The 16,160-nt window shown below is 65.2% G+C and carries 16 protein-coding genes; 3 read left to right on the top strand and 13 right to left on the bottom strand.

Features of this window, described 5'->3' with window-relative positions:
- Positions 1–8: 8 nt before the first annotated feature.
- From TY25_RS43070 to fabG, 11 genes are all read right to left on the bottom strand, one after another.
- Complete coding sequence (locus TY25_RS43070; protein ID WP_156055180.1) at positions 9–170, bottom strand: hypothetical protein; 162 nt, start codon at positions 168–170, stop codon at positions 9–11.
- The gene (locus TY25_RS37040) at positions 167–802 is read right to left on the bottom strand and encodes a 2-hydroxychromene-2-carboxylate isomerase (protein ID WP_042264402.1); all 636 of its coding nucleotides are present in this window, start codon (positions 800–802) and stop codon (positions 167–169) included. The genes TY25_RS43070 and TY25_RS37040 overlap by 4 nt, the downstream gene beginning before the upstream one ends.
- Complete coding sequence (locus TY25_RS37035) at positions 799–1,749, bottom strand: thioesterase family protein (RefSeq protein ID WP_042264400.1); 951 nt, start codon at positions 1,747–1,749, stop codon at positions 799–801. The genes TY25_RS37040 and TY25_RS37035 overlap by 4 nt, the downstream gene beginning before the upstream one ends.
- Positions 1,746–2,585, bottom strand: coding sequence for an alpha/beta fold hydrolase (locus tag TY25_RS37030; RefSeq protein ID WP_081869348.1), 840 nt, complete (start codon positions 2,583–2,585; stop codon positions 1,746–1,748). The genes TY25_RS37035 and TY25_RS37030 overlap by 4 nt, the downstream gene beginning before the upstream one ends.
- Entirely contained in the window at positions 2,582–4,645 is a 2,064-nt protein-coding gene (locus TY25_RS41310; RefSeq protein WP_146154071.1) for a beta-ketoacyl synthase N-terminal-like domain-containing protein, read from the bottom strand. The genes TY25_RS37030 and TY25_RS41310 overlap by 4 nt, the downstream gene beginning before the upstream one ends.
- Positions 4,629–5,759 (bottom strand): beta-ketoacyl synthase N-terminal-like domain-containing protein, encoded by a 1,131-nt coding sequence (locus TY25_RS37020; RefSeq protein ID WP_081869347.1) that lies wholly within the window; start codon positions 5,757–5,759, stop codon positions 4,629–4,631. Before TY25_RS37020 ends, TY25_RS41310 begins: the two co-directional genes overlap by 17 nt.
- Complete coding sequence (locus TY25_RS37015; RefSeq protein ID WP_042264393.1) at positions 5,756–6,964, bottom strand: beta-ketoacyl-[acyl-carrier-protein] synthase family protein; 1,209 nt, start codon at positions 6,962–6,964, stop codon at positions 5,756–5,758. Before TY25_RS37015 ends, TY25_RS37020 begins: the two co-directional genes overlap by 4 nt.
- Position 6,965: 1 nt before the next feature.
- A complete protein-coding gene (locus TY25_RS37010) occupies positions 6,966–7,226 on the bottom strand; it encodes an acyl carrier protein (protein WP_042264392.1) in 261 nt (86 codons plus the stop codon).
- Positions 7,227–7,308: 82 nt separating this feature from the next.
- The gene (locus tag TY25_RS37005; RefSeq protein WP_042264390.1) at positions 7,309–7,785 is read right to left on the bottom strand and encodes a 3-hydroxyacyl-ACP dehydratase FabZ family protein; all 477 of its coding nucleotides are present in this window, start codon (positions 7,783–7,785) and stop codon (positions 7,309–7,311) included.
- A complete protein-coding gene (locus tag TY25_RS37000) occupies positions 7,779–8,198 on the bottom strand; it encodes an ApeI family dehydratase (RefSeq protein WP_162184253.1) in 420 nt (139 codons plus the stop codon). The genes TY25_RS37005 and TY25_RS37000 overlap by 7 nt, the downstream gene beginning before the upstream one ends.
- A gap of 27 nt (positions 8,199–8,225) precedes the next feature.
- Positions 8,226–8,966: a 3-oxoacyl-[acyl-carrier-protein] reductase gene (fabG, locus tag TY25_RS36995; protein WP_042264387.1), complete on the bottom strand. Its 741-nt coding sequence runs from the start codon at positions 8,964–8,966 to the stop codon at positions 8,226–8,228.
- 698 nt (positions 8,967–9,664) lie between these two features.
- On the opposite strand from fabG, the gene TY25_RS36990 reads away from it, so the two are divergent.
- Positions 9,665–11,116 carry an amidase gene (locus TY25_RS36990; protein WP_042264385.1) on the top strand — a complete coding sequence of 484 codons (1,452 nt, stop codon included), beginning with the start codon at positions 9,665–9,667 and terminating at the stop codon, positions 11,114–11,116.
- Between the two features lie 102 nt (positions 11,117–11,218).
- Here the strand turns inward: TY25_RS36990 and TY25_RS36985 are convergent, their stop codons facing one another.
- Positions 11,219–12,436, bottom strand: coding sequence for an FAD-dependent monooxygenase (locus TY25_RS36985; RefSeq protein WP_042264384.1), 1,218 nt, complete (start codon positions 12,434–12,436; stop codon positions 11,219–11,221).
- A 248-nt stretch (positions 12,437–12,684) separates the two neighbouring features.
- Between TY25_RS36985 and TY25_RS36980 the strand changes: the two genes are divergently transcribed.
- Positions 12,685–13,770 (top strand): serine/threonine-protein kinase, encoded by a 1,086-nt coding sequence (locus TY25_RS36980; RefSeq protein WP_042264383.1) that lies wholly within the window; start codon positions 12,685–12,687, stop codon positions 13,768–13,770.
- A gap of 72 nt (positions 13,771–13,842) precedes the next feature.
- On the opposite strand, the gene TY25_RS36975 is transcribed toward TY25_RS36980, so the two are convergent.
- On the bottom strand, positions 13,843–14,661 hold the full coding sequence (locus TY25_RS36975) for an MBL fold metallo-hydrolase (protein WP_042264836.1): 819 nt from the start codon (positions 14,659–14,661) through the stop codon (positions 13,843–13,845).
- Between the two features lie 454 nt (positions 14,662–15,115).
- Here TY25_RS36975 and TY25_RS36970 point away from each other — a divergent pair, with 454 nt between their 5' ends.
- Entirely contained in the window at positions 15,116–16,159 is a 1,044-nt protein-coding gene (locus TY25_RS36970) for a sigma-70 family RNA polymerase sigma factor (RefSeq protein WP_042264833.1), read from the top strand.
- Position 16,160 lies beyond the last annotated feature (1 nt).

Here is a 16,160-nt window from a genome sequence, read left to right as displayed (position 1 = left end):
TTCCTCGCTCAGCCGCAGCCGCCGGCACTGTCGGCGTCGTAGCAACCGACGGCGCCGCGCACCTCGTCCGGTACCCCGGACAACGGATCGGTGTTGTAATCGACTGTCACAGCTCGTATTCCAGTGCTGCGGAGTTCGGTTTTCGACCGCGCCTCGCTCGTTTCACTCACCGGTTCCGCTCCTTTTCCTGCCAGGTCTCCAGTGCCTCCAGGAAGTCCGGCACCCGGTCCAGACCCCAGAACCGATGCGGTCCGATCTTGAAGTACGGCATCCCGAACACGTCGTCGAAGTAGGCAGCCTCCATGGCATCGATCCCTTCGGCGCGCAGCTGCGGATCTTCTGGCGCGGCCACGAGTGCAGCACCGTCCAGGCCGACGTCGTCGCAGATTCGGCACAGGGTGTCGGGATCGCAGATGTCGGCTCCGTGGCCCCAGCGCGCCTCGATCAGCGCCCAGTACAGGCGGTGCTGATCACCGGTGCGGCGGGCGGCCAGCCAGGCGTGGTGCGGCAGCACCCACCAGGGGTCGCGGTCGATCGGCCAGCGCATGGTCAGGCCGAGCTGGGCCGACAGACGTTTGGTGTCCTGCAGGATGTACAGGTGTTTGGCCTTGCTCATCTCGACGTAGAGCGGCTCGACTCCGCGGTCGTCGAGTGCCGCCTCGGCGGTCTCGTCCACCCGGAACACCGGAATCATGTCCACAATGTCGAAGACGTCGGGCCGCCGGCGACGCAACACTTCAGTGGCCATCCAGCTGTAGGGACTCTGGAACGAGAAGTAGAACTTCGGGTTGCGGCGGCTCATACGAACGCTCCGATCTTTCCGTTCAGCAGTGCGCGCTGCACCTCGTCGTCGAGCGGCACCATCTGCTGGAATCGCTCCGGACCGCGGGCGAGGGCCCAGCCGTGCAGGATGTCGAGGGTCGCGACCTTGACCAGTTCGTCACCGCGCCGCACCCAGCAGGAAAGGGTGGAATCGTAGGCGATGTCACGCACGATGTCGTGCACGACGTAGGAGATGTACATGGTCTCCCCCATGAACGCGTCGGCGTGCATCCGCACCCGTGCCCGGGAGACCACCGGGATCCAATCCCGCTCGGCGAGCAGGTCGGTGATACCCAGGCCGACGTGGGCGAGGAAGCGGTCGGTGCCCTCCTCGAGGATTCGCACATAAGCGTTGCTCTGCATCCGGGTGTACCAGTGGCAGAAGTAGTAGGGGATCCTCAGCTCCCACAGGAAGCCGTTCTCCGGCGCCAAGGTCGCCACCAGGTCCGCGGACATCGGTACGGTCTCGGGCGCGTCCTCGGAAATCGATGCCACCTCCGGAACGACGACCCGCGCAAGGTCGGCAGGCACCGGTTCGATCGCGTTGCCGTCCGGTTCGGTAACCAGCACAGCGCGCACCTTGCTGCCCGCCACCTGGACCCGCCCGGTCGCCCTTATCGCGTCCAGCCGGACCTTCGCGGTGATCCCGGGCCCGCGTCGCGGCTCCACGGCCTCTACGACGGCCTCGATCCGATCGTCGAGCGTCATGGTGTTTGTCAGCCTGGTCGAGATCTCGACCAGTTCGAGTCCCACCCCATGGGTGACATACAGATGTTCCGGGCCGAACCCCTTGTCGCGGAAGTGATGTAGGAGCGCATCCTCGACGAGGAACATGAAATTCTTGAAGCCGATGTACTTGTCGATATTGGCGCCGTTGAAACGGGGACCACCGACATAGCTGGTGGTGGTGCCGATCAGGTCGGTCATGAGTTCTCCTTGGAGCAGATCTCGGGCAGGTGGCCGGAAAGGAACTCCGATACCTGCTCGCAGACGAGGTCGGTGTGTTGTAAGTGGCAGAAATGACTCAGACCCGCCCGCCGCACGATGCGGACGTTCGCGACATCGGCGGCGAACTGCTCGGCGCGCCCACCGTCGAGCCCTTCGTCATCGGTGCCGGACAATGCGAGTATCGGAACGGTGTTGTCCCGCAGATCATTTCCCGCGGTGGACAGGAAGATGTCGGCCAACCCCAATAGCCCCGAGGGGCTCAGTCGGTCGAGGAACTTCCGCACCATCAGGTCCAGGACGTCGGTCTCCACCGAATCCACCCGCGCGCCCAGTAGGCTGCGCATGGAACTTCTTGCGGCGTAGTTGATTTCATCGAGGGTGTGTTCGAAGGTGCACAGCGGGGAGGTCAGCGGTTCGGCGCGGTAGAAGGGTGACAGCAGGACTACCGCATCGACCCCGCAGTGGACGCCCGCTGCCAACCAGCGCAGCACCGCGACCGCCCCGAGCGAATGCGCCACTATCACCGATACCCTGCCGGGCACCATGCCGATCGCGGTGTCGATCAGCCGGGCGGCGGTGGTCCGGTCGCCCCACCGGTAATCGCTGCCGGCATGCCACGGTAATTCCGGTGCGTAACAACGGAATCGGTCCGACATTCGGTCTGCGAACGGCTGCCAGGTGCGCCAACTGTCCTCGATACCGTGCAGCATGAGCATCGCGGGTTTCTCGACGGGACCGAACAGCTGCAACGCGCCGGATCCGAGCTCGGAGCGGGCCACCGGCCCCCACGCCGCTCGCGATTCCATTGTGGTCATTTCCGGACCCGCCGATTCTCCAGCCGCAGCCAGCCGTAGCCGTCTTGCGGATCTCCGGCCGTAACCACTGCTCCTGCAACATCTTCGGTCTCGAGCAGATGGGCAGCGATCGCGACCTGCAGCACACCGAGCGCACCGTAGGTGTCACCGAGTCGCTCGGTGAGATCGATGCGCCGTTTTGCCCCGAGGCCCAGGCCGGCCGGGACCAGCCACAGTTCTTCATCGCCGGCCGTAACAGTGCCGAACACCTCGGCGAATCCGTGTGTGCCGACCTCGATTCCAGTGCTTTCACCGGAATCGAGCACGACGCAGGCCGCGGCGGCCCGCAGCGGCGCCGCGCCGGTATCGTCCGGGCGGGTGCTCAACAGCGCCGTAGCGGTCTCGTCGGCGGGTTCGACACCGACTACGACCACCCGATCCGCCCGGCCTGCTGCGATCAGCCCGGCCCCGATCCGTATGGCGTCCACGCCGGAGGTAGCTCCGTTGCAGATCATCAGATTCGGCCCGGTGAACCCGTAGCGCAATGCGATGGCCGCGGCGATCACGTTGCTGGAGGCGTTCGGCAGTTCCAGCGGACTCACCGCCCGGAAGGACTCCTCGGCTACCCGCTGCACCATATCGGTCACGGTGCCGACGTTGCCGAGATTCGAACTCACCACCACCGCGGTCCGGTCCGCGCCCGCCAACGGCAGCTCGGGGCGGCGGCCCTCCGGCAAGCCGAGTGCCCGCTGGACCGCGCACAGCGCGAGCAGGGTTGCCGGTTCGAGATACAGCAGGCCCTTGCGGCCCAAAACGGTCTTCGCCTCGGCCGCCGCTACCATCACGGCGGCGTCGGCCGAACCGTACACGTCTTCGGCGCTCGCCTCGGGCACGTGCACGCTGTATCCACCGATCGCCACCGGCCGTGCCGCGACAGACGAGCCGACGTAGGTGTCCGGGCGGGTGCGCGCGACCACCGCCACGGCGTTGACCCCACCGAAGCCGAATCCGTTGATCTGGGCGAGGGATACGTCAGCCGTTTGTGCCGCACCGGCCACCAGCGACAGACCTGCCACCTCCGGAATCGGCTCCCGCAGGCCTGCGATGGCAGGCACCCGACCGTCCCGGATCGCCTGCAGGGCAACAACCAGGCTCATCATCGACGCCGCGCCGGAAGTGTGCCCCAGGTATCCTTTCAGTCCGGTGAGCAGCGGATGAGCGGCGGCGTTACCGAAAGCCCCGCGATGTGCGGTCGATTCGGTCACATCGTTGAGCACCGTCGCGGTGCCGTGCATGACCACCAGATCCACGTCGGCGGGGACGATTCCAGCGCGGATATGCGCATCCGACATGCTGCGTGCCATTCCGTCCGCGTCGGGCGCGGTGGGATGGTGGGCGTCGCAGGACAGGCCGACCGATTGCAACCAGCCCTTCGGCTCGGTCACTACATCGCCTGGTTCGAGCACCACCGCGGCGGCCCCCTCACCGAGCAGGGGCCCGGTCCGATGCACATCGAACGGTCGTACCAGGTGGGTACGTTCGGGCGCGGTCCGGCCGATAGCGGCGAGCATGCTCTCCGACATCCCATCGCAGCCGGCGACCACTGCCGCGTCCGCCGCTCCGGAGGTCAGCAGATCCGCCGCCACCGCGAGTGCATGGCTGCCGGCCGAACAGGCGTTGCAGATAGTCAGCACTTCCGCGACACCAGGCAGCGCCCGGCGCACCGCAGCGCCGAAATGCAGCTCGTGGACCTCCATTCGGTCCCCGTCGCGGTGCCACCGCTCCACGGACGGCAGTTCACGCAAGCCGGTGCCGACAACCACGATCACCCGGCGCTGCACCGGGTCCAGACCTGCATCAGCGGCCGCCGCGGCGACCACTTCCGCCAGCCAGGCACTGGCCCGTCGCGTTTTCGGGCTGTCCGGGATCTGATGGGCGTATTCGACGCCGAGTTTCGCACCGTCGCCGCGGTCCGGCCACAGCGGTGCGACGCCGACGACATCGCGTAGCATCGCGGCGAAGGTCTGTTCGGTGTCCCCCAGGCAGGTTCGGGCCGCGTATCCGCTAATTGCCAGTTGCACGGCTGAACCCCCTCACCACGGCAACGCCGACGAGTCCTTCGGTGGTAATCGAGGTCACCAGCGACACGGCCCCGTCCCGGGCGCGATCGTTGCGATGTTCGGCCAGCACCGCCGCCAGCTGTAGCCCGCCTGCGGCGCTGTACGTCTCACCCAGTAGTTCCTTCACCGGCAGCAACACAGGTAGTGCTTCGCCGAAAACCTTTGCCAGGCCAGCGCTTTCGATCGCATCGCGACGAGGTGAGCCGCCGAGCGACGGCGCGATCGAGGACACCTCGTCCACGCGAACTCCGGCGATCTCCAAAGCCTGTTCGATGCACGCGGCGAATCCGGCAACCGGATCATCCGGAGCACCGGTTTCCCCGTCGTAAAGCCCGGTGACAACGGCCGGGATCTCCGCGTCCGGTTTGCGGCCTTCGGCCCGGACGGTGTCGGCATCCTCTACGAGGAAGATCGCGGCGCCCTCACCGAGCGGTGCGCGGCCCGCTGCCGTCCCGGCACGGACCTTCTGCGCAGCCCAGGCTCGAGCCGGCGCGAATTCGTCGACCACTCCGACCAGCGCGGCCTTGCCGTGTCCACCCAGCACATGGCGCCTGCCGTACGCCATGGCCGCCGACAGTGCGGCTTGTCCCCCGGAGATGGTGACGTTCGCGCCGCCGAGCAGAAACCGGATCGCGGCCGCGCTGGCCGGTCCGTTCATCACGACGTACGGAAATTTCACCGGGTTGACCAGGTAGGGCTTCTCGCTGACGATGGAGTCGCGGATCAGCTCCCAACTCGCCTCCAGCGCACCGGTGGTGGTGCCGAGCACCACGCCAATGTCGTCGTCGCGTTCACCGGGCCGGTACCGTCCGGCGTCCTCGAGCGCCAGTTTCACCGCCACCACCGTCATCGCGGTGGACCGATCGTAGAACCTGGTTCCCTTGCGGCCCAGGTGATCTCCGGCTTGAAAGTCGACGATCGCGCCGGCGCGGTCCACCGGTAGCTCCTGGTCGGGGTACATCATCGACACGTCGCGGATGCCGCTGGTCCGCGAACACCATGCGGTAGTGAAGTTTTCGGCACCGATGCCGATCGAGGACACCACCCCCCATCCCGTGATGGCGATCACACTCATTCGTATCTCCCGAGGATTGTGATGGCGTTGTTGCCGCCGAAAGCGAATCCGTTGTTCTGGACGATGCGCACGTCGGCGTCGCGAGCCGAGTTCGCCACCAGGTCGAGATCGGCGAACTCCGGATCGACGGTGTCCAAGTTGATCGTGGGCGGGATGAACCCGTCCCGGACAGCAAGACAGGCAGCGATCACACCGAAACCGCTTGCCGCACCGAGGGTGTGCCCGAGCATCGACTTGATGGAACTGACCGGCGGCACGGTCGCGCCGAATACCGACCGCAGCGCCGTCGTCTCGGCGACATCGTTGGCCGGTGTCCCGGTGCCGTGCGCACAGACGTAGTCCACGTCGCCGGGTTTCACCCCGGCGTGGTGGTGGGCACGCCGGATGCATTCGGCGATCCCCGACGGATCGGGTGCGATCGGACTGTTGGCATCACAGTTGACGCCGTAGCCGAGAACTTCGGCATAGATGTCCGCGCCGCGGGTCCGTGCCGAGTCCAAGGACTCCACCACCACCGCGCAGGCGCCCTCGCCGAGGATGATGCCCTGCCGGTTCATGTCGAAGGGCGAACACACGTCCTTGGCGAGCGTGCCGATTCGATAGAAGCCGGCCATCGTGTACAGGGTCACGAGGTCGACGCCGCCCGCAATCATGTAGGTGGCATCGCCGCAGGACACCGCGTCGTAGGCGTAGCCCAATGCGAAATTGCTTGCCGCGCAGGCGCTCGCGAGCGTCACGGTCTCACCGTTGAGCCCGAGTTCGCGGTTCACGGCCACTCCGAGCCGGTACGTAGGCACCTTGCGCACCAGATCGGCACCGACCGCATCGCGGCCCGCGTCGACCTCCCGTTGGCAGGCGATCTCGATCAGACCCGACTCGCCGCAGGTGGTACCGATCGCCGAACCGGCTCGCCCGCGCCGCAGTTCACTGCGGTCCAGTCCGGCGTCGTCGATCGCCAAGCGGGCCGCCGCAGCGGCGGCCACGCTGGCCGGTCCCCACTCGTCGGGATCAATGACTTCGACATAGTCGGCCGGGTCGATATCACCGAATTCAGACACCGTATTGTGCGGCATTCCCGAACCGTCGACTCGACGGACCCTCCCCAGATTGCTCGCGCCGGCTCGCAGTGCGGTAGCGAAGGAGTCGACCCCCACACCGATCGGCGCCACGGGACCGATGCCCGTGATAACTACCCGGCTTCTCATATCAGACCGTCACGCCGCCGACATCGACCATGGTGTCGTACACGGCCCGCAAGTTGACCATCTCCGGCAACCGGTCCTGCGGGATGGTCACCTTGTACTTCTTCTCGATCCGGGCGAGGATTTCGATCGCCCGCAGTGAATCCGCCTCATGGTCCTCAACGAAGTGGCTGGTTTCGGTGAGCTCTTCGGGCTCGATCTCCAGGACCTCGGAAATCATATCGCGCAGGTATTCCATGGTTTCGGCGTCGGTCTGAACAGACATGGTTCTCCCCTTTTGGATTGTGCCGCATTCGGCGGCAGTAATGGAGGTGCCGGTTACCGAGTGGCTCCGGTTCGGAGCAGACTCAGCAACTATCGGCTGATTCGACCAGCGGTCGAATTGATACAATCGCCTCACCGACGGTCATGACCGGCTCCTCGCCGATCACTGTCTCGCCGGAGACGAAAACATTGTCGCCCACAATATGATCAACGCGCACGGTATGCTGGACCGTATCGCCTGGATAGACCAGGCGGTGGAATCTCATATTCCGAAGTGCGGCAAAAATGAGTTGGCCCGTGAATTCAACTTTATCACGCCGCATACTTTCGAGCCAGAGTACCGCGCCGGATTGACCGAACGATTCCAAGAGCAACGGACGTGGGTAGGCGAGCGCGGCCTGTGACAGTCCGGCGGTCAATCCTGAATAGCAGGGTTCACAACCCGATATCGCCTTCCGCGCGACCACACGCTCGTACGGAATCAACTCGTCGACGGCGTCGACCAGGGCGATCGGATGACCGTGCGGCAGGATATCGCGGATTACACTGTGGTTCAGCATTTCCGATCCCGATCGTCGATCGTATAGGTGGCCTTGATCTTGGCCACCTTTACATCGGAGCAATTCACGCACTCGGCCCGAACTCCGATGGAGTCACCGGACAAGTCCAGCCGGCAACGAATCGTAATGGTGTCGCCGGGCAGCATCGGCGCCAGGAAGCGTGCCGACTGCACGTGCGACAGCTGTACCAGCTGATGGCCTCGGGCTCGTGCGGCCAAATGCTCATCCAGCAGTTGGGTGATCCCCTCCAGCAGAAAGACTCCTGGATAAAGCGTGAAGTTCGGGTAATGTCCGTTCATGTACGGATCGGCCTGCTGGACGGTCTTGACCCCAGCGATTTCGATGTCGCTGTGTTCGATCACCCTGTCCAGGGCCCGCAGCGGTGCGCTGCGAGTGCCCATTGTTGTCGGCATGTTGTACACCATCATCATTCGCGGTCGTCAGAACGAAATGCCGCCGTCGACCTGGATCACCTGTCCAGTGATATAAGCGGCCCTGTCGGACACCAGAAAAGAAACGAGTTCCGAGACATCCTCGGGCTTTCCCACAGATTTCATCGGAATGCGTTGCATCAGAGCGTTCATCTGTTTCTCCGAAATGCCGGCAGTCATGTCGGTTTCGATGAAGCCGGGTGCCACTACATTTACCCGGACACCGTATCCGGCCACCTCTTTGGCAATCGCCTTGCTCATACCGTGGATCCCGGACTTCGAGGCCGAATAGTTGGCCTGGGTCGGATTCCCGTACACGCCGGAGACGGATGATATGTTGACGATGACGCCCGATTTACGCTTCATGAATCCGAACGCGACGGTACGGCACAAGTTGAAGGTTCCGGTCAGGTTGGTGTCGATGACAGAAGACCAGTCCTGCGGCGGCATGATCACCAGCGGACTATCTTTCACGATACCGGCACAGTTCACCAGAACCGCGGTCTCGCCGAGTTCTGCCTCGGCCTTCTCGACAAATGTTTGCACTGCCCCCAAGTCTGCGACATCACATTGCGCATGGAAGGCCCGAGCACCGTTTTCACGGATTTCAACTTCGGTCTGTTTTGCCGCGTCAGCGCTGCTGCGATAACAGAATGCTATATCGTAGCCGTCCTCGGCCAATCGCACTGCGATAGCTCGACCGATTCCGCGCGATGCACCTGTGACGATCGCGGTCCCCCGCCTGTCCATCAATTACTCCTAATTCGGCAGCATAACCTTCGGTACACACCCAGCGCAGGGTGAGACCGACGAGTCAGGCATGCATTCGTGTCGGAAAAAACTCTCCCGAATCTCCTCGAACGGGAGGGTTTTCATTCATTACGGCCGTTCGTAAACCCTGCCGGGGAGGGAATCCCGGAGGTTTCCCCCGGACCGGCCGGGATGGCCTTCAGCCAATACTCCTCATACTCGCTCGAATTCATTGTCATACTCAGAGAATTCGCCCCCTGGCTCCCCATCTCCCCGAAGGCCACTTGCCCAGACTATCGGCACGGTTTGCCGAGCTAAATGATCCGAACGGGATACCCGGTACGCCTTTCGGATCATGGCGAACTGCAGGAGCCGCGTACGAGCGCGCGGAAGGGGCCCCGCCACAACCGATTCCGGCGATCATGCAGACGAGTCCACCTCCCGGGCTCCGGGGTGTGGCCGTGCGGAACCCGGTCAGCCATGTGGCCTGTACAAGGCCGCCGATTCACGCGAATTGAGACTTCCATCCTGTTGCACGACGCGGCAGCACATGCCTGCACCGGTGAAGTCGATCCTTCATCAACACTCTGACCTGGGGTGATCCGTCTTCGGCGGCACGACGGGGACGACCCTGCCTACTTTCCATTGCGCGAAAAGATATTTCGTGGCTTACTCGGCGGACCTTTAGCTTCGGCGGCATGGAGTGGAACTTTCTCTCGGCCGAAGAACTTTCGACTGCTTTGCGTGCCGGTGCGGTGACCTCGGTGGAATTGACCGACGAGGCGATCGCCCGTATCGAGCGCGAGGACAAGGCGATCAACGCGATCTGTGTGCAGGATTTCGACCGTGCGCGCGACGCCGCACGCCATGCCGACGAGGCGCGCGCCCGCGGCGCGGATCTGCCGTTGCTCGGCATTCCGGTGACCGTCAAGGAGTGCTACAACGTCGCCGGGTTGCCGACCAACTGGGGTTTGCCGGAACACCGGAACTATCGGCCGGCCGAGGACGCGGTGCAGGTGTCGCGACTGAAGGCGGCCGGTGCGGTGCTGCTCGGTAAGACCAACGTGCCGCCGGGGCTGCAAGGCCTGCAGAGCTACAACGGGATCTACGGCACCACCAATAATCCGTGGGATCACGCACGCACACCGGGTGGGTCCTCCGGCGGATCGTCGGCGGCTCTGGCCGCCGGCTTCGGCGCGCTGTCCATCGGCTCCGATATCGCCGGTTCATTGCGCACACCCGCGCATTTCTGCGGCGTCTACGGACACAAGCCGACCCTCGGGCTGGTGGCGAACCGCGGCATGGTCGCGCCGCTCGCGCCGGCCTTGCCGGTCGACCTCGATCTCGCGGTCGTCGGCCCGATGGCGCGCACCGCCCGCGACCTCGCGCTCCTGCTCGACGTCATGGCCGGGCCGGATCCGCTGACGCACGGCGTGGCGCACCAGCTGGCTCTGCCGCCCGCGCGCCACCAGCAGCTGAGCGAGTTCCGGGTCCTGGTCCTCGACGAGCACCCGTGCATTCCGACCGGGTCCGCGGTGCGGGCGGCCGTGCACCGGGCGGCCGATGCGCTGGTCGCCGGCGGTGCCCGCGTCGAACGGCACAGTCCACTGCTCCCCGATCTTGCCGAAGCGGCAACGCTCTACACCCAGTTGCTGTTCTCGGGCTCCGTCGCGCGTTTTCCCGTCGAAGCCGACGGGCAGCTGCGGATGCGCGCCGCCGAATTGCACGCGGACGACCAGGGTCTCGATGCGTCACGGCTGCGCGGGATGCTGTTCAGTCACCGCGACTGGATGGCGGCGAACGACCGTCGCGAACTCCACCGGCACGGCTGGCGGCAGTTCTTCGCCGAATTCGATGCCGTGCTGTGCCCGATCACGCCGACGCCCGCGTTCCCGCACGACCACAATCCCAACCTGCTGGACTGCCGGATCGACATCGACGGCGTCGAATACCCCTTCTTCGACCAGCTGGTCTGGGCCGGCCTGGCCACCATGCCCGGGCTGCCCGCCACGGCAATTCCGGCAGGCTTGTCGCCCGAAGGCCTGCCGGTCGGCGTCCAGCTCATCGGCCCGGCGTTCGAGGACCGCACCCCGCTGCGGCTGGCCGAACTGCTCGAGCAGAGCATCGGCGGCTTCCGAGCGCCACAATAGGGCGCGCTGGTTCGCGCCACCGACACCCCGGTCGTCCAGTCGAGTTCTCCGGGATCGAACGGCTATGCGGCGGTGCATGTTTCGCCGCATAGCCGTCGCGGACTACCGCATCGCCGCCAGGTAGTCCTCGAGTTCGATGGCGGCCGCGGTCTCGCGGCTGTCCGCGAGCTGTTCGTCCATCGCGCTCTCCTCGTTGAGCAGGTGGTTGCGTGCGTCGAGCGCGTCGGCGGTCGGCGGTGCCAGGAACTGAGCGGTTGCCTGCCCGCCTTCCTGGCAGGCGGTGAGGTAGGCACGAAGGCGGGATTCATACGCGCGGAAGGCGTTTCGGTGGTCGCCTGGGGCGATGGCGAGTTCTCCGGCGAGGACGTAGGCGCCGACCATCGCCGACCCGGTGCCCTTGCCGCCCAAGGTGGCGCCTGCGGCCGCATCGCCCAGCAGGACCGTCCGCCCGCTGGACCAGGAGTCGACGTCGACGCGGCTGATGGAATCGAAATACAGCGTCGGCGTATCGGCCAAACCGTCCAGCAGTGTGGTCGTTTCCCAGCCGATACCGCAGAACGTCTCGGCCAGGATTTTCTTCTGCCGGAACGGATCACGATCACCATCGATCGTGTCGGCGGCGAAAAGGGCGTAGACGTCGATCTTCGCGGAACCGCCGGGACGGGGCACGGCCATGATCATTTTGCCGGGGACGTTGTACATCAACGCGGTGCCATCGATCCCGACCCGATTGGCCGCCGTCCAAGCGGCCACGTAATAGCCCAGGTGACTGACGAACCGCGATTCCGGGCCGAAAGCCGAGCGCCGCACCGTGGAATGCAGCCCGTCGGCACCGACGACGAGGTCGAACGTGCGCGCGGGCGACCGCCGAAAACCAACGCGCACAACATCTTCGGCTTCCTCCAGTGCGACGACCGCATCGCCGAAGATGTACTCGGCGCCATCGCGCGTGTGCTCGTGCAACACGCGCGTCAGATCGCCGAGCATGATCTCGATCTGACCGCCGCCCCACTCGATCGGTACCTCCGCGAGCCGGCGACCGGCACCGTCGACGACCGTCGTCGGAACTCCGCCGGTCTGTCGCTCGCGTACGTCGTCCAGAATCCCCATCCGTTCCAGGACGGTGAGATGTGCCGCGCCGCGGAAGTCGACCGCGAAACCACTGTCGCGGCGCGAAGGCGCGGCTTCCACCACGGTCGGCCGGCAGCCGTACCGGCCGAGCCAATACGCCAACGCCGATCCGGCGACGCTCCCGCCACAGATGAGCACGTTGCGGCCGCTCAGAACGCGCTCGGGCGAGCGCAGAGAATGATCGAACATGATATGAGAGTGAATCCTTCACTGGTGCAGACAAAGACGAACCACATGTACGAAGACATAGGCCGCTGACACCAGCGATCAGTGCGGGCTAGAGCTGAAAACCCACCCCGGCGGTGCACAACGGCCCCTGCGGGCGCGTAGGCATGGACGTCACTCCCTCGAAACTCGACAAATCATGAAACCAGCGAACAGCTAACCCGACAGCACAAGATCGGTCAAGTAACAGGCCGGGAAGCAAGGTAGTAGCAATGTCACCTCACGCCACGACTCCCGACCTGTCGCACCAGGCGCGACTGCACGCCCACAGCGCCGTCTCCACTGCCTTGGCACTGCACAGCGACTACACGTTGCGCGAACTCGTGGACGGGGCCGCGCCGATCGGCACCGGTATCGGCGGGAAGTCGGCGCTGCTGGAGGTCGCCGGAACCCCGGTCTTCGTGAAGCGAGTGCCCCTCACGGACTTCGAACGGCAGCCGAAGCACGTCCGGTCCACGGCGAACCTGTTCGACCTCCCGCCGTTCTGCCATTACGGCGTCGGGATCCTCGGCGGGCCCGGCTCCGGGGCCTGGCGTGAGCTCGCCGTGCACATCATGACGACGAACTGGGTGCTCGCCGCCGAACACGAGGGCTTCCCGCTGATGTATCACTGGCGGGTACTGCCGGACACGACACCGCTGCCCGAGGAACTCGCCGACATCGACCGCGCCGTCGCCTACTGGGACAACCGACCACAGATACGCCACCGGATCGAGGCCATCCGGAATGCGTCGGCAAGCATCGCGCTGTTCCTGGAGTACCTCCCGCAGAATCTGCACGAATGGTTGAACGCCCAGATCGAGGCGGGCGACGAGACTGCCGACCGGGCCTGCGCCATGGTGGAGCGCGAACTGGCCGACGGCACGCAGTTCATGAACAGCCGCGGGCTGCTGCACCTCGACGCGCACTTCGAGAACATCCTGACCGACGGCCGGCGCCTCTACTTCGGCGACTACGGCCTCGCACTCTCCCGCGCATTCGACCTCTCGCCGGCGGAAGTCACGTTCTTCGACCAGCACCAGAGCTACGACCGCGGCTACACCGCCACCTCCCTGGTGAACTGGCTGATCGTCGCCCTGTACGGGCTGTCGCCGGCGGACCGGCAGGCGCGGGCCGAGCTGGTGCGCACCTTCGCCGAAGGCCAACCGCCAGAGGGCATTCCGGCGCAGGCTGCCGCAATCCTCACCCGACACGCGCCCACCGCGGCGGCGATGTCGGCGTTCATGCGTGCGTTCCAGCAGGAGAGCCGCACCACTCGATATCCCGACCAGGAAATCCGCCGCCTGCTGAGCGAGTAGAGCGCGGCTGTGCTTCGACTGTCTGAACGTGAGCGCGTCTTTCGCCGACGCGGCACCACGGCAGCGGTTCGATCAGCCGATCGGAGGGGCGAGGTATTCCAGTGCATAGCCGTTGCCGGAGGGGGTGACGCGGGCGATGCCGGGTGAGTCGAGGTGGGCGCCGGCCACGTAGTGGTGTGGCCGGGTCAGTTGTTCGAGGAGGGCTGCTCGTACGGTGCGGGCCCGAGGTTGGTCACCGTCGAACTCCCAGGCGATGTTCGGTCGCTCGAATTGGAGGGTGGGCACGTGCACGGTGTCGCCCCAGACGAGCAGGTGACCGGCACTGCTGCGGACGTCGTAGACGGTGTGGCCGGGGGTGTGGCCCGGTGTCGGGATCGCGGTGAGCCAGCCTGTGATCGCGACCTGTTCCGAAACCGGGACGACGCGGTCGCGAAGCGGCTCGAGGCGGCCGGTGAACACCGAGGTGTCGCCCGCGCCGATCCACACCTGCTCGAGCTCGGGAAACGCCTCCGTGCCGTCAGACGCGATCAACCCACTTACGTGGTCTACATGGCGGTGGGTGATGGCCACCTCGGTGATTTGCGCGCGACCGATACCCGCTTCGTCGAGCGCGTCGTAGATCGAACCCATGGTGGGCTCGTGCCAGACATCGCACCCGCCGGTGTCGATCAGCACCGATCGCGTGCCATCGGTGACGAAGAAGGCGTTGACCGCCAGCCGCAAGTTCGTGTCGACCAGCGGCACGGTAGCGGGCAACTCGTCGAGCGGGCACCCGTCCGCACCGCGCAGCCGAGTCGGCGGCATATCGATGTACCCGTCTCGCAACGAAATCACTTGCAGTTCGCCGAATTCGAAGGTGGCATGGTGCCGCCCACTCGAGATCAAACGCATGACACCTCCGACGTCCAGCATGTCTGCTGATTCTTCCGCACAAGAACCTACAGAGCCCGACGATCAGCGTCGCATCCAAGATCGTTCCCGCCTGCCGGCACCGCGAACGCCGCGGTGGTCACACGGTCACATCGGATTGCCGAACAGTCGGCGCGTGGCGTACACGAGCAGCGGTGTCACCCTGCAGCGCAGCCCACGACCGAACTACTGGCAAATCACTAGTGTTTTCCGGAATGCGTTGTTCAACTGCAAGGGCTACCCGAATGAAGGTTCCGACGGGTTCCCGCAACAGAATTCGTGACGCGTCCGAATCAGCGGCGCGATAAGCGAATTCGAGCACCCTGCCGTTCGAGAGCACCTACGACCGGCATACCGCCGCGCACGTGTGCGGACGCGTCAGCGGCCGGTGACGATGCCGGTGAATTCCGACGTCGTTCGGCGTAGCGTGGCGATCATGGGCGATCTTTCGGACCGGGTGCGCGATGCACATCAACCGGGCGAGTCCGCGGCCACAAAACTTTTGGTGGCAGCGCGCGCGGGCGACGGCGACGCGTTCGGACGTTTGGTCGCGCCTTTCCGCGACGAGTTACGTGCCCACTGCTATCGAATGCTGGGGTCTGTTCATGATGCCGAGGACGCAGTCCAGGACACCCTGGATCGCGCATGGCGAAACCTGCGGAGCTTCGAGGATCGCGGGTCGATCCGGCCGTGGCTGTACAAGATCGCGACGAACCAATCACTGACGCTCATCGAGCGTCGCGGGCGGCGGGAGCTGCCCACCGATTGGGCAGCAGGCGCTACCCCGCGAGCCGAGGCGACATGGCTGGAACCATATCCGGATCAATTGATGGGCTGGACAGCGCAATTGAGCCCGGAGGCCCGAGTCATCGCACGAGAAACCGTGGAGTTGGCGTTCGTCGCCGCACTGCAGCAGCTGTCCGCTCTGCAACGAGCCGTACTCCTCCTACGCGATGTGCTCGGCTTCGCCGCGGACGAGGTCGCCGCACTGTTGGACACCACGGTGCCGGCGGTGAACAGCGCACTGCAGCGAGCACGCAAGGTGCATGCCGGCCTGCTCCCGGCAACGACGCAACGCCGGACCCTTGACGCGCTGGGCGAGGTCGCCCAGCGGGACCTGGCAAAGAAGTACATGCTCGCGTGGGAGGCGGGCGAGGTGGACACGATCGTGACAATGCTGACCGAGGACGTGCGCTACTCGATGCCACCGCTGAGCATCTGGTACGAGGGGCTCGACGGGGTACGCGAGTTCCTGGTCGATATTGCCCTGCGGCATCGCTGGCGGTTCCGGCCGGCGCAGGCGAACGGGCAGCTCGCGTTCGGTACGTACCGGTGGGCGCCGGAACAGGGCACCTACATCCCATCAGGCCTGGATTTGTTGCTGATACGCGATCGGCGGGTGGCCGAGGTGGTCTCGTTCCTCGACGCGGATTTCCCGTCCTTCGGACTGCCGGCACAACTGACGGAAAAAGATCTGTGAA

The sequence above is a fragment of the Nocardia brasiliensis NBRC 14402 genome, from assembly GCF_000308475.2.
Taxonomy (GTDB): Bacteria; Actinomycetota; Actinomycetes; order Mycobacteriales; family Mycobacteriaceae; genus Nocardia; species Nocardia brasiliensis.
This window is presented reverse-complemented; position numbering and strand designations above follow the sequence as displayed.

Excerpts from the sequence above, each read along its gene's own strand:
- TY25_RS37040 (WP_042264402.1), bottom strand. The coding sequence starts at position 802 with ATGAGCCGCCGCAACCCGAAGTTCTACTTCTCGTTCCAGAGTCCCTAC.
- TY25_RS37035 (WP_042264400.1), bottom strand. The coding sequence starts at position 1,749 with ATGACCGACCTGATCGGCACCACCACCAGCTATGTCGGTGGTCCCCGT.
- TY25_RS37030 (WP_081869348.1), bottom strand. The coding sequence starts at position 2,585 with ATGACCACAATGGAATCGCGAGCGGCGTGGGGGCCGGTGGCCCGCTCC.
- TY25_RS37020 (WP_081869347.1), bottom strand. The coding sequence starts at position 5,759 with ATGAGTGTGATCGCCATCACGGGATGGGGGGTGGTGTCCTCGATCGGC.
- TY25_RS37015 (WP_042264393.1), bottom strand. The coding sequence starts at position 6,964 with ATGAGAAGCCGGGTAGTTATCACGGGCATCGGTCCCGTGGCGCCGATC.
- TY25_RS37010 (WP_042264392.1), bottom strand. The coding sequence starts at position 7,226 with ATGTCTGTTCAGACCGACGCCGAAACCATGGAATACCTGCGCGATATG.
- TY25_RS37005 (WP_042264390.1), bottom strand. The coding sequence starts at position 7,785 with ATGCTGAACCACAGTGTAATCCGCGATATCCTGCCGCACGGTCATCCG.
- TY25_RS37000 (WP_162184253.1), bottom strand. The coding sequence starts at position 8,198 with ATGCCGACAACAATGGGCACTCGCAGCGCACCGCTGCGGGCCCTGGAC.
- fabG (WP_042264387.1), bottom strand. The coding sequence starts at position 8,966 with ATGGACAGGCGGGGGACCGCGATCGTCACAGGTGCATCGCGCGGAATC.
- TY25_RS36990 (WP_042264385.1), top strand. The coding sequence starts at position 9,665 with ATGGAGTGGAACTTTCTCTCGGCCGAAGAACTTTCGACTGCTTTGCGT.
- TY25_RS36985 (WP_042264384.1), bottom strand. The coding sequence starts at position 12,436 with ATGTTCGATCATTCTCTGCGCTCGCCCGAGCGCGTTCTGAGCGGCCGC.
- TY25_RS36980 (WP_042264383.1), top strand. The coding sequence starts at position 12,685 with ATGTCACCTCACGCCACGACTCCCGACCTGTCGCACCAGGCGCGACTG.
- TY25_RS36975 (WP_042264836.1), bottom strand. The coding sequence starts at position 14,661 with ATGCGTTTGATCTCGAGTGGGCGGCACCATGCCACCTTCGAATTCGGC.
- TY25_RS36970 (WP_042264833.1), top strand. The coding sequence starts at position 15,116 with ATGGGCGATCTTTCGGACCGGGTGCGCGATGCACATCAACCGGGCGAG.